The sequence below is a fragment of the Pseudoalteromonas aurantia genome, assembly GCF_005886875.1.
GTDB lineage: Bacteria > Pseudomonadota > Gammaproteobacteria > Enterobacterales > Alteromonadaceae > Pseudoalteromonas > Pseudoalteromonas aurantia_A.
Genome location: NZ_PNBY01000053.1, coordinates 23183 through 47757, shown reverse-complemented (window position 1 = coordinate 47757; position 24575 = coordinate 23183). Strand labels below are relative to the sequence as shown.

Annotated in this window: 23 protein-coding genes and 11 tRNA genes; 12 read left to right on the top strand and 22 right to left on the bottom strand. The window is 42.2% G+C overall.

What is annotated here, in order from left to right:
* Positions 1-19 precede the first annotated feature (19 nt).
* Genes lnt through miaB form a run of 5 tightly spaced genes read right to left on the bottom strand, consistent with a single transcriptional unit; the run spans position 20 to position 5467 of the window.
* Positions 20-1597 carry an apolipoprotein N-acyltransferase gene (gene lnt / locus CWC18_RS11920; RefSeq protein WP_138675314.1) on the bottom strand — a complete coding sequence of 526 codons (1578 nt, stop codon included), beginning with the start codon at positions 1595-1597 and terminating at the stop codon, positions 20-22.
* On the bottom strand, positions 1575-2453 hold the full coding sequence (gene corC / locus CWC18_RS11915; RefSeq protein ID WP_119859675.1) for a CNNM family magnesium/cobalt transport protein CorC: 879 nt from the start codon (positions 2451-2453) through the stop codon (positions 1575-1577). Before corC ends, lnt begins: the two co-directional genes overlap by 23 nt.
* Before the next feature lie 21 nt (positions 2454-2474).
* Positions 2475-2933, bottom strand: coding sequence for an rRNA maturation RNase YbeY (gene ybeY, locus CWC18_RS11910; RefSeq protein ID WP_119859674.1), 459 nt, complete (start codon positions 2931-2933; stop codon positions 2475-2477).
* A gap of 8 nt (positions 2934-2941) precedes the next feature.
* Positions 2942-3979 carry a PhoH family protein gene (locus tag CWC18_RS11905; RefSeq protein ID WP_138675313.1) on the bottom strand — a complete coding sequence of 346 codons (1038 nt, stop codon included), beginning with the start codon at positions 3977-3979 and terminating at the stop codon, positions 2942-2944.
* Between the two features lie 54 nt (positions 3980-4033).
* Positions 4034-5467 carry a tRNA (N6-isopentenyl adenosine(37)-C2)-methylthiotransferase MiaB gene (miaB, locus tag CWC18_RS11900; protein ID WP_138591915.1) on the bottom strand — a complete coding sequence of 478 codons (1434 nt, stop codon included), beginning with the start codon at positions 5465-5467 and terminating at the stop codon, positions 4034-4036.
* A gap of 253 nt (positions 5468-5720) precedes the next feature.
* On the opposite strand from miaB, the gene CWC18_RS11895 reads away from it, so the two are divergent.
* Positions 5721-6884 (top strand): FAD-dependent oxidoreductase, encoded by a 1164-nt coding sequence (locus CWC18_RS11895; RefSeq protein ID WP_138591916.1) that lies wholly within the window; start codon positions 5721-5723, stop codon positions 6882-6884.
* Positions 6885-7087: 203 nt separating this feature from the next.
* Here CWC18_RS11895 and CWC18_RS11890 read toward each other — a convergent pair.
* From CWC18_RS11890 to lolB, 17 genes are all read right to left on the bottom strand, one after another.
* Positions 7088-7172 (bottom strand) — tRNA-Leu (locus CWC18_RS11890).
* Positions 7173-7232: 60 nt separating this feature from the next.
* Positions 7233-7307 (bottom strand) — tRNA-Gln (locus tag CWC18_RS11885).
* A gap of 139 nt (positions 7308-7446) precedes the next feature.
* Positions 7447-7531: transfer RNA gene (locus tag CWC18_RS11880), tRNA-Leu, on the bottom strand.
* Positions 7532-7590: 59 nt separating this feature from the next.
* Positions 7591-7665 (bottom strand) — tRNA-Gln (locus tag CWC18_RS11875).
* A 139-nt stretch (positions 7666-7804) separates the two neighbouring features.
* A tRNA-Leu gene (locus CWC18_RS11870) sits at positions 7805-7889 on the bottom strand.
* Positions 7890-7946: 57 nt separating this feature from the next.
* A tRNA-Gln gene (locus tag CWC18_RS11865) sits at positions 7947-8021 on the bottom strand.
* 139 nt (positions 8022-8160) lie between these two features.
* Positions 8161-8245, bottom strand: a tRNA-Leu gene (locus CWC18_RS11860).
* A gap of 16 nt (positions 8246-8261) precedes the next feature.
* Positions 8262-8338 (bottom strand) — tRNA-Met (locus CWC18_RS11855).
* A 2-nt stretch (positions 8339-8340) separates the two neighbouring features.
* Positions 8341-8415: transfer RNA gene (locus tag CWC18_RS11850), tRNA-Gln, on the bottom strand.
* Between the two features lie 40 nt (positions 8416-8455).
* Positions 8456-8540: transfer RNA gene (locus CWC18_RS11845), tRNA-Leu, on the bottom strand.
* 45 nt (positions 8541-8585) lie between these two features.
* A tRNA-Met gene (locus tag CWC18_RS11840) sits at positions 8586-8662 on the bottom strand.
* Positions 8663-9221: 559 nt separating this feature from the next.
* Positions 9222-10313: a redox-regulated ATPase YchF gene (gene ychF / locus CWC18_RS11835; RefSeq protein ID WP_138675312.1), complete on the bottom strand. Its 1092-nt coding sequence runs from the start codon at positions 10311-10313 to the stop codon at positions 9222-9224.
* 49 nt (positions 10314-10362) lie between these two features.
* Positions 10363-10947, bottom strand: a complete 585-nt coding sequence (pth, locus tag CWC18_RS11830; RefSeq protein ID WP_138591918.1) for an aminoacyl-tRNA hydrolase — start codon at positions 10945-10947, stop codon at positions 10363-10365.
* 18 nt (positions 10948-10965) lie between these two features.
* Positions 10966-11577, bottom strand: coding sequence for a 50S ribosomal protein L25/general stress protein Ctc (locus CWC18_RS11825; protein WP_138675311.1), 612 nt, complete (start codon positions 11575-11577; stop codon positions 10966-10968).
* A gap of 175 nt (positions 11578-11752) precedes the next feature.
* On the bottom strand, positions 11753-12700 hold the full coding sequence (locus CWC18_RS11820) for a ribose-phosphate pyrophosphokinase (RefSeq protein ID WP_010361700.1): 948 nt from the start codon (positions 12698-12700) through the stop codon (positions 11753-11755).
* An 81-nt stretch (positions 12701-12781) separates the two neighbouring features.
* Positions 12782-13627, bottom strand: coding sequence for a 4-(cytidine 5'-diphospho)-2-C-methyl-D-erythritol kinase (gene ispE / locus CWC18_RS11815; protein WP_138675310.1), 846 nt, complete (start codon positions 13625-13627; stop codon positions 12782-12784).
* Position 13628: 1 nt separating this feature from the next.
* Positions 13629-14213 carry a lipoprotein insertase outer membrane protein LolB gene (lolB, locus tag CWC18_RS11810; RefSeq protein ID WP_171041095.1) on the bottom strand — a complete coding sequence of 195 codons (585 nt, stop codon included), beginning with the start codon at positions 14211-14213 and terminating at the stop codon, positions 13629-13631.
* Between the two features lie 83 nt (positions 14214-14296).
* Between lolB and hemA the strand changes: the two genes are divergently transcribed.
* The 11 genes from hemA (at position 14297) to CWC18_RS11755 (ending at position 24566) form a co-directional block, all read left to right on the top strand.
* A complete protein-coding gene (gene hemA / locus CWC18_RS11805; protein ID WP_138591922.1) occupies positions 14297-15553 on the top strand; it encodes a glutamyl-tRNA reductase in 1257 nt (418 codons plus the stop codon).
* Between the two features lie 7 nt (positions 15554-15560).
* A complete protein-coding gene (gene prfA / locus CWC18_RS11800) occupies positions 15561-16646 on the top strand; it encodes a peptide chain release factor 1 (RefSeq protein WP_138591923.1) in 1086 nt (361 codons plus the stop codon).
* A 2-nt stretch (positions 16647-16648) separates the two neighbouring features.
* Positions 16649-17494 carry a peptide chain release factor N(5)-glutamine methyltransferase gene (gene prmC, locus CWC18_RS11795; RefSeq protein WP_138591924.1) on the top strand — a complete coding sequence of 282 codons (846 nt, stop codon included), beginning with the start codon at positions 16649-16651 and terminating at the stop codon, positions 17492-17494.
* A 44-nt stretch (positions 17495-17538) separates the two neighbouring features.
* Positions 17539-19080 (top strand): response regulator, encoded by a 1542-nt coding sequence (locus CWC18_RS11790; protein WP_138591925.1) that lies wholly within the window; start codon positions 17539-17541, stop codon positions 19078-19080.
* Positions 19081-19105: 25 nt separating this feature from the next.
* Positions 19106-19480 (top strand): SirB2 family protein, encoded by a 375-nt coding sequence (locus CWC18_RS11785; RefSeq protein WP_138591926.1) that lies wholly within the window; start codon positions 19106-19108, stop codon positions 19478-19480.
* Between the two features lie 184 nt (positions 19481-19664).
* Positions 19665-20468: a tetratricopeptide repeat protein gene (locus CWC18_RS11780; RefSeq protein ID WP_138591927.1), complete on the top strand. Its 804-nt coding sequence runs from the start codon at positions 19665-19667 to the stop codon at positions 20466-20468.
* A 25-nt stretch (positions 20469-20493) separates the two neighbouring features.
* Complete coding sequence (locus CWC18_RS11775) at positions 20494-21744, top strand: DUF819 domain-containing protein (protein ID WP_138591928.1); 1251 nt, start codon at positions 20494-20496, stop codon at positions 21742-21744.
* A gap of 12 nt (positions 21745-21756) precedes the next feature.
* Positions 21757-22611 carry a 3-deoxy-8-phosphooctulonate synthase gene (gene kdsA, locus CWC18_RS11770; protein WP_138591929.1) on the top strand — a complete coding sequence of 285 codons (855 nt, stop codon included), beginning with the start codon at positions 21757-21759 and terminating at the stop codon, positions 22609-22611.
* Between the two features lie 50 nt (positions 22612-22661).
* Complete coding sequence (locus CWC18_RS11765) at positions 22662-23558, top strand: transcriptional regulator GcvA (RefSeq protein WP_119859657.1); 897 nt, start codon at positions 22662-22664, stop codon at positions 23556-23558.
* Complete coding sequence (locus CWC18_RS11760; RefSeq protein ID WP_138675309.1) at positions 23555-24205, top strand: alpha/beta family hydrolase; 651 nt, start codon at positions 23555-23557, stop codon at positions 24203-24205. The genes CWC18_RS11765 and CWC18_RS11760 overlap by 4 nt, the downstream gene beginning before the upstream one ends.
* Positions 24198-24566 (top strand): DUF423 domain-containing protein, encoded by a 369-nt coding sequence (locus CWC18_RS11755; protein ID WP_138591931.1) that lies wholly within the window; start codon positions 24198-24200, stop codon positions 24564-24566. The genes CWC18_RS11760 and CWC18_RS11755 overlap by 8 nt, the downstream gene beginning before the upstream one ends.
* Positions 24567-24575: the final 9 nt, after the last annotated feature.

Here is a 24575-nt window from a genome sequence, read left to right as displayed (position 1 = left end):
GACTAAAGGACAATGATGACTATAAAAAATTCCTTGCAACTTTCGTCATTAGGGAGGCTTTTATTCTCACTACTATGATATATAGCAGCAGTATACTGACGAAAAGCCAAACTGGTTTTTGTCCATATTGGCTAAATAGTGTCGTGCCTTGAATTAATTTTACGTCAACTTTCAGGGTATCAGCAGTAAATTGTGACAGGGCAGTTTGCTGTTTTGATATGGGGTCAAAGACGCCCGTAATACCATTGTTTGTAACACGGATTAAGGGGCGTTGCAGCTCAAGAGCGCGCATTCGTGCAATTTGCATATGCTGGTGTGGGCCATGAGAGTCACCAAACCAAGCATCATTACTGACGGTGAATAGCAAATCAGACTCATCGGTAAAGTTATCTCTTACTAATTCACTAAACGTAATCTCATAACAAATCGCTGGTAAAATATGCAATCCGTTAGCAACTAAGTTAGTTTGTACACGTTCACCACGATTGAACGACGACATTGCTAAGTTAAACAGTGGTGCGATGGGCCTGAGTATATCTTCAAACGGCACAAACTCTCCAATAGGTAATAACTGGTGTTTTTGATAACGGTTTCGGTGTAAATACTGATAATGGCCTTCGGTGTCGTGAGCTTGCTGTTTACCGAGCACAATGAGCGAATTGTAAACGGTTTTAGAATTAAATTGATAATCTGGGATCCCCGTGATCACCGCGGTATTATTAAAAGCCGCGGCTTTGTCTAGCCCTTCTAAAAAGGGATAGGCGATGTCTTCAATTTCAGGGATAGCGGCTTCTGGCCACACGACTAAGTCAACATCTTGCCAATGACGGCGGGTCATATCGCGATATTTAGACATGGTTGGCCAAAACTGCTCAGGTTCCCAGCGCAAACTTTGTTGAATATTGCCTTGTACCAGTAGGGTAGAAATCACTTTATTATTGTAAGTGGGTGATTGAATAAAATGATTAAACAAAAATAACAACGCGATAGCTGTGGTAGCGCCAATCGATAACACGTATTGTCGAGCTGTAATAAGCAGGTATAAACATGCTCCTAGCATAACACACAACAGTGTTAAGCCCACTTCACCCATAATTGGCGCCAATATACTAAAGGGACTGTCTGTTAACGTATAGCCAAAACTGAGCCAAGGGAATCCCGTAAGCAACTTACCCCGTAAAAACTCAAAAATAGCAAAGCCACTGATCAGGAGAAATACGCGTTGCCAAGGAGTTTGGCTGAATTTATGGGCACATATAAATGCGAGAGTGGGGTACAAGGCTAAATAGCCACACAAAAAGGCCATCAGTAATAATGAAGCGGGTAGCGGTAATCCACCAAATTGTGCAATGGATACGTGTACCCAACTTATACCTGCAGCAAACCAGCCAAAGCTAAAAATAAAACCATATATAGCGACTTGCTTTGTGCTTTTTACATCGGTGCAGTAACACGCAAGAGCAATGGCAATGAACACCAATGGCCAAAGGTTAAAGGGGGCATAAGCGAAAGTAAGCGACAGGCCTGCAAATAATGCAAGCCATGCGCGTAGATCTTTACAAAGGGTAATAAATTTATTCAGTTTCTTGCTCAACATGCTCGGTCTTGGGTACGCTGACCTGAAGTTGAATGATGCGACGGTTATCGGAGTTAGTTACTTTGAACTGTAGCCCCTCAATGTCAATGGTTTCACCGCGGCTGGGCATATGACCAAAAGCGTGCAAAATGATGCCACCAATTGTGTCGGCTTCGTGAGTGTCGTAACCGGTTTTAAAGAATTCATTGAACTCATCAAGCGGCGTGAGTGCCTGTACAGTATAAACATGCTTTGAAAGCTGGCGAATATCTTGCTGCTCTTCATCGTCGTCATGCTCGTCTTCAATTTCACCAACAATGATTTCAAGAATATCTTCGATGGTTACTAAACCTGAGACTCCACCATATTCATCAATGACGATGGCCATATGGTAGCGCTTTTGACGAAACTCGTTGAGTAACGTGTCAACACGCTTACTTTCAGGGACCACAATTGCAGGGCGCAAATACTCACGTATAACAGGTAATGCGTCATCTTTATTTAAGATAAGTGGCAATAAGTCTTTGGCAAGTAAAATACCTTCAACGTGGTCTTTATCTTCACATATCACAGGAAAGCGAGAGTGTGAAGATTCAACCATGCTGGGTAGTTGCTGCTCTAATGACTCATCAACATCGAGAGTGATCATTTGTGAGCGCGGGATCATGATGTCACGAACTTTAAGTTCAGACACGCCTAATACACCTTCCATCATATCTTTTGTTTCAGGATCGATTAAATCACGCTCCTGAGCATCAGCTATAACTTCTACCAACTCTTCTTTGTTTTGGGGTTCCCCTTGCAGCATCTGAGTGATGCGTCCCAACCAGGTTTTACTAGAAGAACCCTGGCTACTATGCGAGTTATCGTCGCTCATTACTATGTCTTACTCCGTAGTTTAAATATCATCGCGATAGGGGTCTGAAATCCCTATCTCGGCTAGAAATTCTTTTTCAAGGCTTTCCATTTCTATCGCGTCTTGTTCATTTATATGGTCAAACCCTAATAAATGCAAGCACCCGTGGATCACCATATGCGCAAAATGTTCGTGAAATGACTTTTCTTGTTCAATTGATTCACGTTTAACCACTTGAGGACAAATGATTAAATCACCAACAAGTGGTAAGTCTATACCAGGAGGTGCCTCAAAAGGAAACGATAATACATTGGTCGATTTATCTTTTCCGCGATATTGGCTATTGAGCTCTTGGCTTTGTGTTTCGTCGGCGATTAAAATGGTTAACTCTGGGTTTTCATGATAAGGCAGTAGTGCCTTACTCGCCCAAAGTTCAAATTGCTCGTGAGAGGGTAAATTCTCGAACTCACAGGCAATTTGTAAATCTAATTCAATGCTCATAATAACTCTTAGTCCGACTTTGCTGCGTTATGACGCGCTAATTCTTTTGCGGCTTTTTCTTTACGCTCAGCTTCTTCTTTTTTCTCATAGGCTTCGACAATACGGGCCACTACAGGGTGCCTAACAACATCGTGGGATTTGAAAAAGTTAAACGATATTTCGTCAACATCACCCAGCACGTCGATAGCATGGCGTAAGCCTGAACGTGCACCACGAGGTAAGTCAATTTGAGTAATATCACCGGTGATGACGGCTTTTGAATTAAAGCCAATACGCGTTAAGAACATTTTCATTTGCTCTGCGGTGGTATTTTGACTTTCATCTAAAATAATAAACGCATCATTTAGGGTTCGACCACGCATATAGGCTAAAGGCGCCACTTCAATGACATTTTTTTCTATGAGTCGCTCTACTTTTTCAAAACCTAGCATCTCAAAAAGCGCATCGTAAAGCGGGCGAAGGTATGGGTCTATTTTTTGGGTTAAGTCACCGGGCAAAAAACCAAGTTTTTCACCAGCTTCAACCGCTGGGCGAGTTAACAAAATGCGACGAATTTCTTGGCGTTCTAGGGCATCAACGGCTGCGGCCACCGCTAAGTAGGTTTTACCAGTACCTGCTGGGCCTACACCAAAACAGATGTCATGCATCAGAATGTTTGCAACGTATTGGCTCTGATTTTGGTTGCGAGGCTTAATAACACCACGGCGAGTTTTTATGTAAACTTCTTTATCCCATACGTTTGCAGTATCTTGCTCTAAACACTTTGACTCAGTAATTGCCAAATGAACATTATCGGGTTCAATTTCTTTGATTTCGCCTCGTACCGGTGCGGTATCAACATAAAGGGTCTTTAAAATATCCATTGCGGCTTTAACTTGGACAGCTTGGCCTGTGACTTTGAACCAATTGTCACGGTGAGTCACTTCGACACCGATACGACGTTCGATTTGTTTTATATTCTCGTCGAAAGGACCACACAAAGAAGAGAGGCGTGCGTTGTCTGATGGCTCTAGATAAAACTCAATATTTTTTGTTGGACTACTCAAAATTGATTCCTGTAATAATTACGCCAGCATATGCTGGCGTAATTTAAGTTAGCGTTATGGCGTAAAAGTCGCTACACCTAGCTCATCGGCTTCTGGCTCAGCCGGTGCACGATTTAAAATAGATGACGGTGCCACCTGTTTACGCAAGTTCATTTCTGCTTCGGTACGAATTAAATCGCCACGTAATGAGTTAGGCAGTGCTTCTGTAATACGTACATCAACAAACTGACCGATCACAGAATGAGGGCCTTCGAAGTTAACTACACGGTTGTTTTCAGTACGACCACGTAATTCCATCGGGTTTTTCTTTGAAGGGCCTTCAACTAAAATACGCTGCTCAGTATCAAACATTTTACGGCTAATGTCTTGTGACATTTGGTTGATACGGTTTTGTAAAATGTAAAGACGCTCTTTTTTCTCTTGCTCAGTCACATCGTCAGGCAAGTCGGCCGCAGGCGTTCCCGGGCGTGCTGAGTAAATAAAGCTGAAACTCATATCAAAGCCAATGCTGTTGATTAGGTTCATTGTTGCTTCAAAGTCTGCGGTAGATTCACCTGGGAAGCCGATGATGAAATCTGACGACATACTCAAGTTAGGGCGTACTTTACGTAGTTTACGAATTGTTGATTTGTACTCAAGTGCAGTGTGACCACGTTTCATTAAGTTCAATACACGGTCTGAACCACTTTGTACGGGTAAGTGTAAGTGATCAACGAGCTCTGGTACGTCTTCGTATGCGTCGATAATGTCAGGCGTAAACTCAACAGGGTGAGATGTGGTATAGCGAATACGGTCAATACCATCAATGGCTGCCACATAACGCAGAAGATCTGAGAAGTAACAGATTTCACCATCGTGTGTTTCACCACGATAAGCATTTACGTTTTGTCCTAGTAGGTTTACTTCACGCACGTTCTGCTCAGCTAATTGAGCCACTTCGAGTAAGACGTCATCTAATGGACGACTCACTTCTTCACCACGTGTATATGGCACAACACAGAATGTACAATATTTAGAGCAGCCTTCCATAATCGAAACAAATGCAGAAGGGCCTTCCGCTTTAGGTTCTGGTAAGCGGTCAAATTTTTCGATTTCAGGGAAAGAAATGTCAACCACAGAGCCTTGCTTGTTTTGTACTTGTTTGATCATTTCAGGTAAACGATGCAATGTTTGCGGACCGAATACGATATCAACAAAGGGTGCACGCTTGCGAATGGTGTCGCCTTCTTGTGAGGCAACACAGCCACCAACACCAATAACCAAATCAGGGTTATCGTCTTTTAATAACTTCCAGCGTCCAAGCTGATGAAATACTTTCTCTTGTGCCTTTTCACGAATTGAACAGGTATTGAGTAAGATGACATCCGCTTGCTCTGCTTCTTCGGTATATTGATAGCCATGAGTGGCATCTAGCAGATCTGCCATTTTCTGGGAGTCATATTCGTTCATCTGACAACCCCAGGTTTTAATATGCAATTTTTTACTCATTGAAATATTGCCTCGTATTCAATTCGGACTTCAGCACATAGCGCGCAATTTGACGTTTGCAAAGCGATCAGTGTTTCGTAACCACAAAGCTTAAAGGACGCGTATTTTATATGACCTAGCGTAACTAGCCAAGTATAGTTTTTAACTTTAGAAGCTGGGAGCAAACATAAGCGTATTTCCTGCATTACAAACGGACAAAACCGCATAAGGTGCGATACAATTTAATGGCATTCATTTGATTAAGGCAAAAGGCATGAAAAACAAGGTTGTGATTGTTGGTGGTGGCATGGTTGGCGCTGCAGCTGCGGTGAAATTAGCAATGCAAGGGGCAGATGTGACGCTTTTAGAACATCAGCCTATAACGCCTGATAGTGTGCTTGACAGTGAGAACGTCGATATTCGTATCTCAGCCATCAATCGTTTCTCAGAAGCTTTACTAGATGAACTTGGCGCAATGCCACTGTTACGCGAGCGCAGAATTGCGCCTTACCAACAACTTGAAGCATATGAGCACCTCTCAAATCGATTGCTATTCGATTGTGCTGATATGGGAGAGAGCCACTTAGGTCACTTAATTGAAAATAGCTTAGTGCAAGCCAGTTTATGGCGCCAATTTGAAAAATGGCATATTCGTGTAGAGCAGGTAACTAGCCAGCCAACAGAGATAGAACACGGCGTAGAGGATGTGGTTTTACATTATGGTGATAAAAGCTATATCGCGGATTTATTAATTGCGGCCGATGGTGGGCGTTCTCAGGTGCGTCAATTGGCCAATATTGGTACTACGGGCTGGCAGTATCAACAAAGTTGTATGGGGATATTAATAAAGTTAGATGCCGAACAACAAATAAAAACGTGGCAACAATTTAAGCCATCAGGTCCCATTGCGTTTTTACCTATGCAAGCGCCTTATGCAAATTTAATTTGGTATCAAGACAGTGACACACTCGCCTTGTTGGCAAAAATGAGCAACGCTCAACTTAAAGCGCAAATTGAAGCGTATTTTTTTGAGTTACCAGGTGACTTTAGTATCTGTGAAAAAGCGGTGTTTCCGCTGACTCGTCAACATGCTAACAGTTACAGTAAAGGGCGAGTAGTGCTAATTGGTGATGCGGCGCACACAATTAACCCATTGGCAGGGCAGGGAGTTAACTTAGGATTTAAAGATGTGGCTGCGCTAGCACATTGCTTAGAGAATCAACTTGATTTAGGTGCATTTAGCTTATTAAAAGCGTATGAAAAAGCGCGACGTAAAGATAATTTAGCCATGATGAGCATGATGGATGCGTGTTACTTTGGCTTTTCTAATGAGGTAGCACCTTTAAAGTTTTTACGTAATAGTGCTTTAAAGCTGGCAAATAATGCTGGGCCTTTGAAGGCGCAAGTCTTAAAGCATGCGATGGGTGGTGTTTTTTAACGTCACTTTAGTATAAGCATGTCGGATCAATAACGGGCTTTGGTCCGTTTTTTATTGGCTAAAGAATAAGGCTATCAGTTAAGTGAATTACGTAGGGTAAGTGAATAATGCAGAAAAAGTGAATAAAGATAAAAATGGCTGAATTTTATTAAAATGAACAATATTGAAAGTATCTAGAAGAGTTTAACTTGTAGGAGTATAAATGGTGCGGAGGGAGAGACTTGAACTCTCACACCCTAAGATACTGGAACCTAAATCCAGCGCGTCTACCAATTCCGCCACCCCCGCAGGTGAGTAGTTAAGCTACCAGCTATAGGATTGTAATACACTTCATCAGTGATAAGAAAGTGGCTGGAATACCAGGATTTGAACCTGGGAATGGCAGGATCAAAACCTGCTGCCTTACCGCTTGGCGATATTCCAACAATAATTACTTTCAATTCAATCGTTGAACCAGTGATTTGAGTCTGGGGACCATAAGAAGTATCAAAACCTCTGTTTCAGTCCTTACCGCTTAGCGATATTCCAACAATAATTACTTTCTGATTTTACATCTAAAAGATGGTGCGGAGGGAGAGACTTGAACTCTCACACCCTAAGATACTGGAACCTAAATCCAGCGCGTCTACCAATTCCGCCACCCCCGCAGGGTTTGTAGTTTAGCTACAAGCTTTAATTATATATACACTTTCATTGGTAGAGAAAGTGGCTGGAATACCAGGATTTGAACCTGGGAATGGCAGGATCAAAACCTGCTGCCTTACCGCTTGGCGATATTCCAACAATAATTACTTTCAATTCAATCGTTGAACCAGTGATTTGAGTCTGGAGACGAGAAGAAGTATCAAAACCTCTGTTTCAATCCTTACCGCTTAGCGATATTCCAACAATAATTACTTTCTGGTTTTACATCTAAAAGATGGTGCGGAGGGAGAGACTTGAACTCTCACACCCTAAGATACTGGAACCTAAATCCAGCGCGTCTACCAATTCCGCCACCCCCGCAGGGTTTGTAGTTTAGCTACAAGCTTTAATTATATACACTTTCATTGGTAGAGAAAGTGGCTGGAATACCAGGATTTGAACCTGGGAATGGCAGGATCAAAACCTGCTGCCTTACCGCTTGGCGATATTCCAACAATAATTACTTTCAATTCAAACGTTGAACCAGTGAACACAATCTGGAGAAGAATAGAGGAAATTAAAACCTCTGATTCTGTCCTTACCGCTTGGCGATATTCCAACAATTAGTTTTTAGTTTTACATCTAATTAAGATGGTGCGGAGGGAGAGACTTGAACTCTCACACCCTAAGATACTGGAACCTAAATCCAGCGCGTCTACCAATTCCGCCACCCCCGCACAGAAGGTAAGTAAATGGTGGCTATGCCCTGATTTGAACAGGGGACCCCATCATTATGAGTGATGTGCTCTAACCAGCTGAGCTACATAGCCATTGGCTGGAATACCAGGATTTGAACCTGGGAATGGCAGGATCAAAACCTGCTGCCTTACCGCTTGGCGATATTCCAACAATTACTTATTTGATAAGTTTACTTCTTATCGAGAAGTTGGTGCGGAGGGAGAGACTTGAACTCTCACACCCTAAGATACTGGAACCTAAATCCAGCGCGTCTACCAATTCCGCCACCCCCGCATATAGCGTCAGCAATTTATAATGAGATCTTGGTAGTAAAAAGAGTGGTGGCTATGCCCTGATTTGAACAGGGGACCCCATCATTATGAGTGATGTGCTCTAACCAGCTGAGCTACATAGCCATATCTTTTTTGTATCTCACCGTTGCTGGTGCGGGGCGTATTATGCTGATATGGCCTAAACTCGTCAACACCTTTTTTGCAAAAAATCACTGCCAGTGGCTTGTTTGCAGATTAAATAAACGAATTCGCCCAATAAACACAAGTGACAGAAGAGATTTTATACAAAAAGTGTGTGTGTATCTATATTTGTCAGAAAAATTTTGTGTTGGCTGCTTACAAGGAAAGTCATCAATATTGGTGTATTGGTAAAATAATGTACTGAAAACCCCCGACTAGCATAAAGTGGTGATTAAATTTATGTGAGGGTTGCCTGTCTTTTATAAGACTCTATGACAAATTTCGTTATGCGCTTTGCCATGTATCATGTTTTGGGTCTCTATAACGGTCTAAATAAGCAATTAGCTTTGTTAAAAACAATGCATATTGAAAACGTGATGCGATGAAGAAGCCGTTGTCGTGTTAATACAGATGATATTTTAGCTGTGTGGTGTTGCGGTATCGCTACTTAAAAAGCAAAAAGGGCCACAGTTGGCCCTTTATAGTAAGGTTCGATGTTTAGTTAGACATTGAACAAGAAGTTTAAGACATCACCATCTTTAACGATGTAATCTTTACCTTCTTGGCGCATTTTTCCTGCATCTTTAGAACCACTTTCACCGCGAAACTCAATGTAGTCATCAAATGCAATGGTTTGAGCACGAATAAAGCCTCGCTCAAAGTCAGTATGAATTTTACCCGCGGCTTGTGGTGCTGTTGCCCCAACAGGAACGGTCCAAGCACGGACTTCTTTTACACCAGCAGTAAAGTAAGTTTGCAACTTAAGAAGTTCATAACCACCGCGGATCACAAGGTTAAGTCCTGGCTCTTCTAGACCAAGATCTTCCATAAATTCGCGTTTGTCATCTTCTTCTAGTTCAGAAAGCTCAGACTCAATTGCCGCACATACCGGAATAACGACTGCGTCTTCTGCTGCTGCTATTTCACGAACTTTATCTAAGAATGGGTTATTTTCAAAACCATCTTCAGTCACATTGGCAATATACATGGTTGGTTTAATCGTTAGGAAGTTAATGCTTTTTATTGCATCTTTTTCTTCTTTGGTAAGCTCTAATGAGCGTAACGTTAAACCTTCATCGAGGTGCGCTTTTATTTTGACCAAAACATCATTTTGATATTTTGCGTCTTTATCACCACCTTTGGCTTTTTTTGCATTGCGCTGTACTGCGCGATCAGCTGCATCCATATCAGCAAGTACTAACTCAGTATTGATCACATCAATATCGTCAGCTGGGTCAATGGTACCTGATACGTGAACGATATTTTCATCTTCAAAACAACGGACAACATGCCCTATTGCATCTGTTTCACGAATATTAGCTAAGAATTGGTTACCTAAGCCTTCACCTTTTGATGCGCCTTTAACCAACCCTGCAATATCTACAAACTCCATTGAAGTTGGGATAATACGCTGTGGATTAACAATTTCAGCAAGTTGGTCTAAACGAGCGTCAGGCACTGGTACTACACCAGTGTTTGGCTCGATTGTACAAAATGGAAAGTTAGCGGCTTCAATGCCGGCTTTGGTTAATGCATTAAATAAGGTTGATTTACCTACATTAGGTAAACCGACAATGCCACATTTAAAACCCATAGTTTTGAACCTTTATGTTACTCAAAAAACCGCAATAACGTGTCGTTATTTACGGCTTAAATGAATGTAGTCTGTTTTGTGCTTTTAGCACACCATCTTTCGCTAATATTTCCATACAACGTACAGCTTCATCAACGGCTGCATCTATAACTTCTTGATCCGCTTGAGGTGCTTTTCCTAACACCCAGCCTGTCACTTTATCTCTGTGTCCAGGGTGACCGATACCAACACGAAGTCGCATAAAGTCTTTATTGTTAGCCATTTTGGCGATAATGTCTTTGAGTCCATTATGCCCGCCATGTCCGCCGCCTTTCTTTAATTTGGCAACGCCTGGGTCTAAATCCATTTCATCATGTGCAACGAGTATATTCTCAACAGGAATTTTATAAAAATTCGCTAAGCTGCTGACAGATTTACCACTTAAATTCATAAAAGTAGTGGGGATTAGTAGCTTAAATTCTTGATTTTTTATGAGTACTTTGCCTGTTAAGCCGTGGTGTTTGGCATCAGGTTTGAGTTGGCAATTATAGCGTCTGGCCAGTTCTTCGATGAACCATGCACCAGCATTGTGACGTGTATTTTGATATTCGGGGCCTGGATTAGCCAGGCCCACTAGCATTTGAATATTATTCAAGGTGCTGACACCTTTGAATTATTCAGCAGCTTCTTCAGCTTCTTCAGAAGCAGCGCCTTTAGGAGCGTTTAGAGTAACAACCGCTTGGTCGTGACCTTCGCCCTTAGCTAGCTCAACTGAAGTAACACCAGCTGGAAGAGTTACGTCTGAAAGGTGAAGAGTAACACCTACTGCTAGAGCAGCTACGTCGATTTCGATGAACTCAGGTAGTGCAGCTGGAAGACATGTGATTTCGATTTCAGTCACTTGGTGCGCTACAGTGTTTCCACCTTTAGTTGCTGCATCTTCGTTTAGGAAGTGTACAGGTACTTTTGTGTGGATTTTGTGAGAAGCATCTACACGTTGGAAATCCATGTGCATTACTTTAGGCTTAAATGGGTGACGTTGAATGTCTTTAAGAATTGCTTCAACAGACTCACCAGCGATGTTTAGCGTAAGGATGTGGCTGTAGAAACCTTCATCTTCTTGTGCTTTGATCACTTTGTTGTGCTCAAGAGTAAGCGCTAGCGCTTCTTTATCTGCACCGTAAAGGATAGCTGGAACTTTGTCTGCATGACGTAGACGGCGGCTCGCACCCGTACCTAGGTCAACACGTACTTCGGCATTCAATGTATATGATTCGTTAGACATGATGTCTCCAAAAATAATTTGATTAATGTTTTTAAGATACTCGCGACCAAGTACCTCAACTACCTAAAAAAGGCGCGCTACTATACCATTGCCATAGCGCAAATAAAACTATAGATACAAAAAAAGCACCCTTAGGGTGCTTTTTATTCTCTGATATACGATGTCACATTATTTATTAATGTTGGAACATTGCTGAGATAGACTCTTCATTACTGATACGGCGAATCGTTTCGGCTAACATATCTGCAAGGGTGAGTACTTTAATATTATCTAGGCTACGCAGTTCATCTGAAAGAGGAATAGAGTCAGTTACAATCACTTCGTCAATGACGGAGTTACGTAAATTCTCTGCTGCAGAGCCTGAAAGAACGGGGTGAGTTGCATACGCAAAGACACGCTTAGCACCGTGTTCTTTTAGTGCTTCAGCTGCTTTACATAATGTACCGCCAGTATCAATCATATCATCAACAATAATACAGTCACGACCAGCTACATCACCAATAATATGCATTACTTGTGATACGTTTGCTTGTGGACGGCGTTTATCAATGATTGCAAGGTCTGTGTCGTCTAATAACTTAGCGATTGCACGAGCACGAACAACACCACCGATATCAGGAGACACCACAACAACATCATCGAACTCACGTTCTTTCATGTCATCAAGTAAAACTGGGCTACCGAATACATTGTCGACAGGTACGTCGAAGAATCCTTGGATTTGTTCTGCGTGAAGGTCAACCGTTAACACACGGTCTACACCAACGCTAGATAGGAAGTCAGCAACAACCTTAGCAGTAATTGGTACACGGGCAGAACGTACACGACGGTCTTGACGGGCATAACCAAAGTAAGGGATCACAGCTGTAATACGACCTGCAGAGGCGCGACGCAAAGCATCGACCATAACGATAAGTTCCATAAGGTTATCGTTAGTAGGGGCACAAGTTGACTGGATAATGAAAACATCCGATCCGCGTACGTTTTCATTGATTTGAACACTGATCTCGCCGTCACTAAAACGACCAACTACAGCATCACCTAATTCAATGAATAAACGTTTTGCAACTTTTTGAGCTAACTCAGGTGTTGCGTTACCAGCGAAGAGCTTCATGTCAGGCACGGTAGGGTTCCTCAGGCACTGAATTTTTGGACTAACATGCAATGACAGAGTCAAAACAGGCTAACTTAAACAATTTTACTTCTACTTTAACCGCGCTTCTAACTGTGTATGTGCAGGAGAAATCGCGGAGTTTGGGGCTACAAACCCTTGCCAGCATGACGGTAATGAATTGAGCACACGCTGTGCGGCTATTTGCGAATCAAGTTCAACAAAGCAACACGCCCCTGTTCCCGTCATTCTGGATGGGCCGTATTTTAGCAACCACAGTAGGGTCTTTTCAACCTCGCTGTTGAGCTTTTTGACTAAAGCTTCACAATCGTTCTGCGTTTCTGCTAATTTCCAGCCTTCGGATAGTTTGGGGGTATTGCGTGGTAAATCAGGGTGAGTAAATATTTCAGCAGTACTAATATGGACATTTGGAAACACCACACAGTACCACTTTTTAGGGAGTTTTATCGGTGTTAATTTTTCACCAATCCCTTGTGCTACCGCGGTTTTACCATGGATAAATACAGGAACGTCCGCCCCGAGTTTTACCCCTATATTTGCCAATTCAGCAATAGTAAGTTGACAGTTCCACAGTGTGTTGAGGGTTAATAATGTGGTGGCTGCATCTGATGAACCGCCTCCAACTCCGCCGCCCATTGGTAGCTTTTTAATTAATTTTATATTAACGCCTAAAGGTACTTTTTTATAAGATTGTAATGCTAAAGCGGCTTTATATATTAAATTGTCGTGTTGGGGGATCCCATAATTGCCATCACAAAGACTGATAGTTTTTTCATTGGTTAGTGTAAAAGTTAGCTCGTCACCAAAATCTAAAAAGGTAAACAGGGTTTCTAATTCGTGATACCCATCGTCGCGTTTATTATTAATATGTAGAAAAAGGTTAAGTTTAGCTGGTGCTGTAATAGAAACGGAAGTCATTTTAAAATTGCCATTCATTGAGCTGAAGTTTTACGGTTAAGTCTTTTTGTGTCAGGACCATTCGTGTGGGGAGCCACATTTGGTCATATAATTTATATTTTTGATACTTTGCACGCCAAACTTGGCCTTGAGGGTCAACCCATTTTGTTGCCGTTAGACGATGTTGGGCGTCATATTCATTTGAATCATTTTTTACGGTTGCTGTTAGCCAGTTAGGCGCTTGACCCATTGGTAAGGTAAACCCACTTAGACGTTTGATTAAAGCACTACTATTATCATCTTTATAGGTTGTTCCATCATAAATAAGCTCGCTATGATTTTGGTGCTCAGTTAATTCAAGTAACCGAGTGCCGATGAAACTGGTCAAAATGAGATGTTGTTTATTATTGCTTAATTGCCAATTAAAGTTGGCAGATTGACGCTCTTGAGGGCTAATAAATGCCAATTTACCCCGTGCATGCCACGCAGTTTGTCCCTGTAACTGGGTTTTCCATTGCGGGTTTTCAGAGCTAACGGGTGATATTTTTTGCGCACATCCACTAATAAATAAATAAAACATGAGCAAAATCAAATGAAATTGTGTCAAATGAAGTTCCTTACTTTCCATATTCGATTGATTTTTGGTAAAATCGCCCACTTTAAAGCTGGGCTCGGGCAATACTGGCATCTATGACCATCATCGCACTTGGTATAAATCACAAAACCGCATCGGTAGAATTACGCGAAAAAGTCGCGTTTTCACCAGAACAACTGTCAGATGCGTTAACGCAACTTGCGCAAAGTGAGCTGTTTAAAGAGTCAGTTATTGTCTCTACCTGCAACCGTACCGAGGTCTATTGTAGCCTTGAGAGTGAGAATTCCCAAGCGCTTCTCAGTTGGTTAGCATCGTTTCATAAAATAGATGAAGCTCAGCTGAGTGATAATATTTATATTCACCATAATAATGATGCCATAAATCATTTAATGAGAGTGGCATGTGGACTCGATTCATTGGTATTGGGTGAGCCACAAATATTGGGGCAAATAAAGCAAGCATACAATAGCGCTAAGCATCACAATGGCATTAGGCCCACATTTGAGCGACTGTTTCAAAAAACTTTTTCTGTTGCAAAGCAGGTGAGAACGGAAACTGAAATTGGCGCGAGCGCTGTTTCGGTTGCGTATGCCGCAGTGAATTTGGCGAAGCATATTTATGGTCAACTAGACAAAACACGGGTGCTGCTTATCGGTGCAGGTGAAACCATAGAACTGGTTGCTAAACATTTATATCAGCATCACCCCAAATCTATCACGGTTGCTAACAGAACGATTGAGCGTGCGCAAGGGCTTGCAGAAGACATAGAGGGGGAAGTTATCTCACTTGCACAACTGCCCAATGAGTTGCATAAGTCGGATATTGTGATCAGTTCTACCGCCAGTACACTACCCATAATTGGTAAAGGGGTGGTGGAGCAAGCGCTCAAGAAGCGTCGGCATAAACCCATGTTATTGATTGATATTGCAGTCCCTAGAGACATTGAAAGCCAAGTTGGTGAATTAGATGCGGCCTATTTGTATTCGGTAGATGACTTACAGACGATTGTCAGTGAAAACATGGCCAGTCGAGAGCAAGCTGCGCGTCAAGCCCAAAATATTATAGAAGAAAAGACTCGCGAATTTATTCAGTGGCAGCGGTCATTGCAGTCGGTGGATGTGATCCGTGAATATAGAAAAAATGCACAAGATGTTAAAAACGAGCTGGTTGAAAAAGCACTCAATCAGTTACAATCGGGTAAGTCTTCAGAAAAAGTCTTGCTTGAGTTGGCCAATAAGCTTACTAACCGTTTAACGCATGCGCCAACGCGAGCCATTCAAGAGGCGGCTAAGCAGGGCGATATAGAGCAATTGGCACAGCTGAAACACACACTAGGAATTGAGCAGGAATAGTAAATTAATGAAAGAGTCTGTATATCGTAAGTTAGAGACCTTGGCAGAACGTTATGAAGAAGTTCAAGCGATGCTGAGTGATCCAAGTATTATTAGTGATCAAAATCGTTTTAGAGCATTATCAAAAGAATATTCTGAGCTAGAAGACGTTGTGAAGACGTTTGCATCATACCAACAGGCGCAAGACGATGTTGCAACAGCGGAAGAGATGTTGAAGGACTCTGATCCTGATATGCGTGAAATGGCGCAAGAAGAATATAAAGAAGCAAAAGCGTCGATTGTGCAGTTGGAAGATGATCTTCAAGTACTTATGCTACCAAAAGATCCTAAAGACAATAATAATGTGTTTTTAGAAGTCCGTGCAGGTACGGGTGGTGATGAAGCTGCAATTTTTGCCGGCGATTTATTCCGCATGTATAGCCGATACGCAGAAACACAGAAATGGAAGATAGAAATTATTAGCGTAAATGAAGGGGAGCATGGAGGCTATCGTGAAGTCATTGCTAATATAAGTGGTGACGGTGTTTACGGTAAATTGAAATTTGAGTCTGGAGCACACCGCGTACAACGAGTACCAGAAACCGAGTCTCAAGGCCGCGTACATACTTCTGCATGTACCGTTGCTGTGATGGCTGAAGTACCAGAAGCTGAAGCGATTCAAATAAATAGTGCGGATCTCAAAGTTGATACTTTCCGTGCCTCAGGAGCAGGTGGTCAGCACGTTAACAAAACAGACTCAGCAATTCGAATTACTCACCTTCCGACGGGGGTGGTGGTTGAATGTCAAGATGAACGTTCTCAGCATAAGAACCGGGCAAAGGCAATGTCAGTACTCGGTGCGCGCTTGCAACAAGCTGAAGATGAGAAGCGTCAAGCGGCAGAAGCATCCGAACGCCGGAATTTAGTGGGAAGTGGAGACCGTTCTGAACGCATTCGTACGTATAATTACCCACAGGGTCGTATTACTGATCACCGTATTAACCTGACATTATATCGCTTGAATGAAATTGTAGCGGGTGAGTTAGGCGCGATTGTCGATCCTCTTTTATTAGAACACCAAGCAGATTTACTTGCTGCGATGGGTGATGATTAACAGTGAGCTCTTTTACTGTTGCCCAAGCCATTGCTTGGGCCTCTTCTGAATTTTCTGCTACCTCTGATTCGGCGAAGCTTGATGCTGAGGTTTTACTCCTTCATATCTTAAGTAAACCACGCAGTTATTTATTTGCTTGGCCCGATGCACACTTGCTAGATGAACAGTATACGCAGTTTATAACGTGTGTTTCTCGACGCGTCAATGGTGAGCCAATTGCGCATATCATCAAAGAAAGAGAGTTTTGGAGTTTATCGCTTGAGGTAAACAACTGCACTTTGATCCCAAGACCTGACACAGAGACTTTGGTTGAGTATGCATTAAGCATTGAGCTAGAAGAGACTGCCAGTGTGCTTGATTTGGGCACAGGTACTGGGGCAATTGCGTTGGCGTTGGCATCTGAAATGCCTAACTGGCAAGTAACAGCATTAGACTTTTCAGTTGACGCAGTGGCACTTGCACAAAGAAACCAAGAAAAGTTGGCTATTAACAATGTAACCGTTAAGCAAAGTGATTGGTATCAATCCGTTGCTGGACAGTGTTTTGATCTGATAGTTAGCAACCCCCCGTATATTGAAGAAGATGATGAACACTTATTACAAGGTGATGTGCGCTTTGAGCCGTTAAGTGCTTTGGTCGCATCAGATGAAGGCATGTCTGATATTAAACATATTATTGATAAAGGGCGCGCGCATTTAAAACCTGGCGGTTATTTATTGATAGAGCATGGGTATCAGCAAGCCATTAAATTGCAGCAGTATTTTGCACAAATGGCGTATACCAATATACTTACTATACAAGATATGTCAGGCTGTGATCGCGTTACTTTAGCAATGTGGCCTGAGTAATCCCCTTCAACGAATAACAATAGTACGTTTAAAGGATCCGAACAATGGATGATTTTTTGTTTTCAGATGAGCCAACCGAAGTGGCCGAACAAGAAGCCAGTGGCACTTGGAAAGTCATTATTGTTGATGATGAACCTGAGGTGCATGCCGTAACAAAGCTGGCTCTCAGTGATTTTGAGTTTCAAAAAAAACGATTGGAATTTTTAAGTGCTTATTCTGGGGAAGAGGCACGCAAAGTTATTATTGATCATCCTGATGCGGCCATTGTGCTACTTGATGTTGTAATGGAAACCGATGACGCAGGCCTGCAAGTAGCACAGTTCATTCGTGAAACAGCCAAAAATAATCATATTCGAATTATTTTACGAACCGGCCAGCCAGGGCAAGCACCAGAAAGGCAAGTAATTGTTAATTATGATATTAACGATTATAAATCAAAAACAGAACTGACTGCACAGAAGTTATTTACTGTGGTAATGTCGAGTCTTCGTTCATATCGCGATATTTTGGCGATAGAGCAATCACGTCAGGGCCTTGAAAAAATTATTTGTGCTTCACGTGATATATTCGCAACCCATTCAATAGAGCATTTTATAAAAGGGGTGATGCAACAATTAACTTCTCTGTTAGGCACTGTGGATGAAGCGATTTATGCCACGTCTTTAGTTGCCAGCAATGAACCATATCAGAAGCAAGATCAACTCATTGTGTTTACAGGCCGTGGTGAGTTTGAAGAATCTGAGGGTAAACCCATTTCTGAAGTGCTCAAACCAGAGCAACTTGATGCATGTAACCAAGCGCTAAAAGAAAAAGGCATCATTTATAAAGATAATTACTTATTCGCATATTGTTCTAGTGAATATAACCATAGCTCGATGTTATTTATCTCGGGGATCCCTGAGTTTTTAACCGATACACAAAAGCACTTAATAAAAATATTTACTCAAAATGTGCAGTTGGCCTATGAAAATGTGCAACTTCAAGCAGAAATTGAAGATACCCAGCAAGAGTTAGTGTATCGGCTGAGTGAAGCATTAGAGCAACGCTCGACTGAAACGGGCAATCATGTTAAACGGGTTGCTTATATATGCCATGCGCTTGCTGAGGGGTATGGATTAAGCAACAGAGACGCTGAACTGGTTAGAATGGCATCTCCATTGCACGATGTAGGCAAAGTTGGCATACCCGATGCCATTTTAAATAAGCCGGCTAAATTGGCTGATGATGAATGGAAGGTGATGCAATCACATACCGATAAAGGGTTTCAAATACTAAAAGACTCTAGGCGTGAAATCGTCAATACGGGGGCAATTATTGCAAGAGATCACCATGAAAAATGGGATGGAACTGGTTACCCAGTAGGTAAAAAAGGCGAAGACATTCATGTTTTTGGCCGTATTGTTGCACTTGCTGATGTATATGATGCGTTACGACATAAGCGCTGTTACAAGGAGGCTTGGGATGTAGAACGGGTTGTTACTGAAATTAGTAATCAAAAAGGGTTGCATTTTGACCCGAAATTAGTCGATGTGTTTAATAACATCGTTGAAGATCTTGAAGCGATATTAGTGCGTTTTCCAGATTAAAGTACCGTCAAAAATATGAGAAATTATGGAATATATTGCGTTAAAACATACTCACGTTATGTTTGCTGTTCTGAGCATTTTATTGTTTTTAGTTCGTTCGGGGTCTCGTTTAAGAACGGGTAAATTAGCCGGTAATAAAGGGGTGTTTATTGCCAGCCATAGTATTGATACATTATTAATTGTTTCAGCAATTGCGTTAGCGGTTGTTGCTAGTTTAAACCCAATGCAGCAACCTTGGTTGTTGGAGAAAATAATTTTGGTTGCTATGTATATTGTCGCGGGTGTTGTGAGTGCTAAGGCGCAAACTAAATCAACACAAATAGGCGCTTTATCTCTTGCTATAGTGTCGTTACTGGCGATCGGCTATTTAGCTGGCTCAAAATCAAGTTTTTTGCTTTAAAACATGTGTGCTCAACGGTTTTTCGCCGTTTGTGCACGACCCATGTTATTTCAATAATCACAATGCCACTTTTAAATAAATAAGCCTCACTGCATTTGAAGTTATTTCCGTGCTTGGGTCTTTTGTAAAAACTGGTAAACTAGCCTTTCGATTTGAAAAAACAGAATGAGAACACTCGGTAGTTATGACTGATACTTGGTTTGAACAACAAGAAAGTACACAAGACTATGTACCGCAACATACATTGTTACGCTGTATTAGTGCAGAACAGCATTGGGATGCTCAAGCACAATTGGAGCAGAGTTATTGTCAATTGGCCGAGTTAGAGCTACTGGTTGATCAGATCAGTCATAAAACGGCTGATTTACATCTGCGCGTGAGTGAGATACTGGATGCGTTTTATACGCAATGGCTATTCAGTGGTAGCGAGCAGAATGAGCCTGAGCATTTACTTAATAGTGTATGTTATGTATTAAGTATGCGTAGTGGCTCACCAACGTCATTGGCGATTTTATTATGCCATTTACTCGAGCGGGCGGGGTTCGCTGCGAACCTTGCTATGGAGCAGGGTGATGTAATGGTACATATTGGCTTCAGTGAAGACGAAGGTTACATTGTTGAGCCCTGTGGCGGTCAGCAAACATGGTATGTGATACCTGAGAATGAGCCAGAAAAACAAGAAGAACCCATGGAAATAGTAACGGGTGATGAAGCGTTTAAGCTGTATTTAGCGCAGCAGAAATGGGCGTTTATTGCAGCCGACAAATTTGGTCATGCACTGAGTTGCGTTGAATTATTAATGAATATGTTAGGGGATGATCCATATGAGCGTCGTGACCGAGGCTATTTATTGAATCAAATCAATTGCCCTACAATGGCCAAAGTAGACTTACAATACTTTGTCGATGAGTGCCCAGATGATCCCACTATCGATATTATAGAACATCAAATATCTGAACTTGCAGACCATAACCATGTTTTGCATTAAATAATAAAAAATCAGTGAGGGTGCAATGCAAGAAGGAAGTGCTTTAGTAACAAATAACGCCGTAATTTTGGGGTTGATCGCAGCTATATTAGGATTTGTGTTTTATACCTCAAATTTAAAACAAGGCTTTTGGGCAAAGTTTTACAAGTATGTACCTGCTTTACTGATGTGTTACTTCTTACCTTCATTATTAAATACCTTTGGCATTGTCGATGGCAATAATAATGACGTCTACAGTGTTGCTAAATATTTCCTATTACCGGCTTGTTTGGTCTTACTGACACTGAGCATCGATCTTAAAGCGATCTCAGAGCTAGGAGGGAAAGCGGTCATTATGTTCTTGACGGGGACCGTAGGCGTTGTAATTGGGGGACCGATCGCGCTTTTAGTCACGTCGGTAACTATGCCTGAGCTATTAGGTGGTGCAGGCCCAGAGGCCGTTTGGCGAGGCATGGCTGCCCTTGCGGGGAGCTGGATCGGTGGCGGAGCTAATATGGTTGCCATGAAAGAGATCTATGGTGCTGGTGGGGAAATATTTACCATTATGGTCACTGTTGACATTGTGGTGGCTAATCTATGGATGGCTGCTCTGCTTTACATTGCTGGTCGTCATAAAGAAATTGATGCACACTCAGGTGCAGATACTACCTCAATTGACCGACTCATTGATAAGGTTCAAAAATTTGAACAAGAACATGCTCGTAAGCCAGAGCTAAAAGATTTGATGCTCCTGATTGCCTTTGCATTTGGCGCCACAGGCCTTGCCCATTTTGCCGCTGATTTATTGGTACCATTTTTTGTTGAGCATTACCCTGGACTTAAAAAGTTTTCATTACACAGCAAGTTATTTTGGATAATTGTACTCGTGACGACCATTGGCTTAGCGTTATCACTTACGAAAGTACGTCAATATGAAGCAGTTGGGGCATCTAAAATTGGCTCAAGTTTTTTATATATTTTGGTTGCAACCATAGGCTTGCATATGGATATTACCAAAATTGTTGAAGCCCCAAAATATGTTGTGATTGGCGTTATGTGGATGGCGGTACATATTGGGCTGCTATTCTTGGTGGCCAAAATTATTAAAGCACCTATTTTTTATGTCGCGGTGGGCAGTAAAGCAAACATCGGAGGTGCCGCGTCAGCACCGGTTGTTGCTTCGGCTTTCCACCCTGCACTCGCGCCAGTTGGTGTTTTACTGGCGGTACTAGGTTACGCACTTGGTACCTATATGGCTTGGTTATGCGGGCAATTACTACGCATAATTGGCAATTAAATTGGAATAAATATGAATACGCAATTAATCAACGTTGCCAACGTCGAAGTGGCAAATGACAAACCTTTTGTACTATTTGGTGGTATGAACGTGCTTGAGTCACGTGATTTAGCAATGAAAATTGCAGAGCATTATGCTGAAGTGACGACTAAATTGAACATACCTTATGTATTTAAGGCGTCGTTTGATAAAGCGAACCGCTCTTCAATTAACTCATACCGTGGACCTGGTATGGAGGAAGGGCTAAAAATATTTGAAGAGATTAAGCGTACGTTTAATGTCCCTTTGATCACGGATGTTCATGAACCTCATCAAGCTGCTCCAGTTGCGGAAGTGGTTGATGTGATCCAATTACCGGCGTTTTTAGCGCGCCAAACGGATTTAGTTGTCGCGATGGCTAAAACGAATGCGGTCATTAATGTAAAAAAACCGCAGTTTTTAGCACCGCATGAAATGCGTCATATCCTCAAAAAGCTAAATGAAGCAGGTAATAACAAAGTTATTTTATGTGAGCGTGGAAGTAGCTTTGGCTATAACAACTTAGTGGTTGATATGCTGGGAATGGATGACATGAAGCAGATGGCGCCCGTTATTTTTGATGCAACCCATGCACTACAGCGCCCAGGTGGACGTGAAGACTCTGCAGATGGTCGTAGAGCTCAAGCCGCTGAATTGGCAAGAAGTGGTATGGCATTGGGACTTGCTGGATTGTTTATTGAGGCCCATCCAAACCCAAATGAAGCGAAGTGTGACGGCCCATGTGCACTTCCGCTAGCTAAATTAGAAGGCTATTTACAGCAAATGAAGGCAGTGGATGAACTCGTCAAAAGTTTCTCTGCCCTAGATACTAGCGCTGCTGATTTATAATAATACTATGGCAGCTATAAAGGCTGCCATTTAATAAAGGCATCTAAGTCATGTCGAGACGACTCCCCCCGCTAAATGCACTGAAAGCTTTTGAAGCCGCAGCTCGACATTTGAGCTTTACAAAGGCAGCTGAAGAGTTATTTGTTACACAAGCTGCTGTCAGCCATCAAATAAAAATATTGGAAGAACATTTAGGTCTGAAACTATTTTTACGTAAAAACCGGTCATTACTACTGACTGAAGAAGGCCAAGGCTACTTTTTAGACATCAAAGAAATTTTCTCACAACTGATAGATTCTACCGAGAAGCTATTAGCACGAGGTGCAAAGGGCTCTATTACCGTTAGTTTAACCCCAAGCTTTGCGATCCAGTGGCTAGTCCCTAGATTGAGCAAATTTAATGAGTTACATCCTGAAATTGATGTGCGTATAAAAGCACAAGATCACGATGAGAATTCTTTAACCGATGATGTCGATGTCGCGATTTACTATGGCCGAGGTCACTGGAGTGGCGTGCAAACACATAAATTACATACAGAGTACTTGGTGCCTTTGTGTAGCCCGCTGTTACTGAGTGGCCCAAGACCGTTGGATCAACCAAGTGATTTAGAACACCATACTTTATTACATGATATGACACGTAGGGCATGGAAGGCGTGGACCAAAACTGCGGGAGTACGCAATGTTCAAGTGAACCAAGGCCCGATATTTAGTCACTCATCCATGGTGTTACAAGCCGCCGTACATGGTCAGGGGGTTGCGCTGGGCAATAGTGTGCTGGCTAAACCTGATATAGATGCTGGACGGTTAATTATTCCTTTTAGCCACAGTTTAGAAAGTAAAAATGCGTATTACTTGGTATTACGTGAGTCGCAATCGGAGCTTGGGAAAATTGTGTCATTTAAAGATTGGATGTTAAGTATGGTTGAGCAGGAGCAGCTTGCATGATCACATGGTTTAAACCAAAGCAGCCCATCGCACAGTTTGTGTTTGCCCATGGTGCGGGAGCTGGCTCAGACTCTGACTTTATGCAGGGAATGGCTAACTTGCTCTGTGAACTGAATATTCAAGTTGGTCTATTTGATTTTGAATATATGCAGTTAGCTAAGCAGCTAGAAAAACGCAGGCCGCCTGATAGGGCGCCTAAATTACTTGCTTATTATGAATATGTCCTCACGAGTGTTGAATCAGAGTTGCCATTATTTATCGGTGGAAAATCAATGGGGGGCAGGATGGCCTCGATGTTGGTGACCCAGACAGAGCAGCCAGTGTCAGGGGTAATAGCGATGGGCTACCCTTTTCATCCGCCAGGTAAACCCGATAAATTAAGAACTGAACACTTTGATAAAATAAGCTGCCCGTTTTTGATATTACAAGGAGAGCGAGACACATTTGGTAATAAACATGAAGTGCAGTCTTTGTCTCTTGATGCGTCAATTAAACTGGGTTGGTTAGTTGATGGTGATCATTCACTAAAACCCCGTAAGAAAAGTGGTTTCACAGAAGCTGGACATAGACAGCTGGCCGCACAGCTGGCCGCACAGCTGGCCGCACAGCTGGCTGCGGATTTTATATTAGAGGTGGTGAATGGTTAAATTATATTTGTTATTGGGTAGCGCATTTTGCATGTTGTCAGTGGTGCTCGGAGCGTTTGCTGCACATGGATTAAAGCGTCATGTGAGTGAGTATGCCATTGGTATATTTAAAACCGCGTCAGAATATCAAATGAGTCATGGTTTGGCGTTGATTGTCGTCGCGGTGATGATGCGCTGGGGCATAAATGTGTCTGCCGCTGGTTGGTTATTTATTGTAGGCATAGTATTATTTAGCGGTAGTTTGTACTTACTAGCGCTAACCGGTTTGAAATGGCTAGGGCCAATCACTCCGATTGGTGGAGTTTGTCTGATAGCAGGTTGGTCTGTTTTATTATATAAAATTGCTAAGCATTCATTTTAAAGAGAGCGC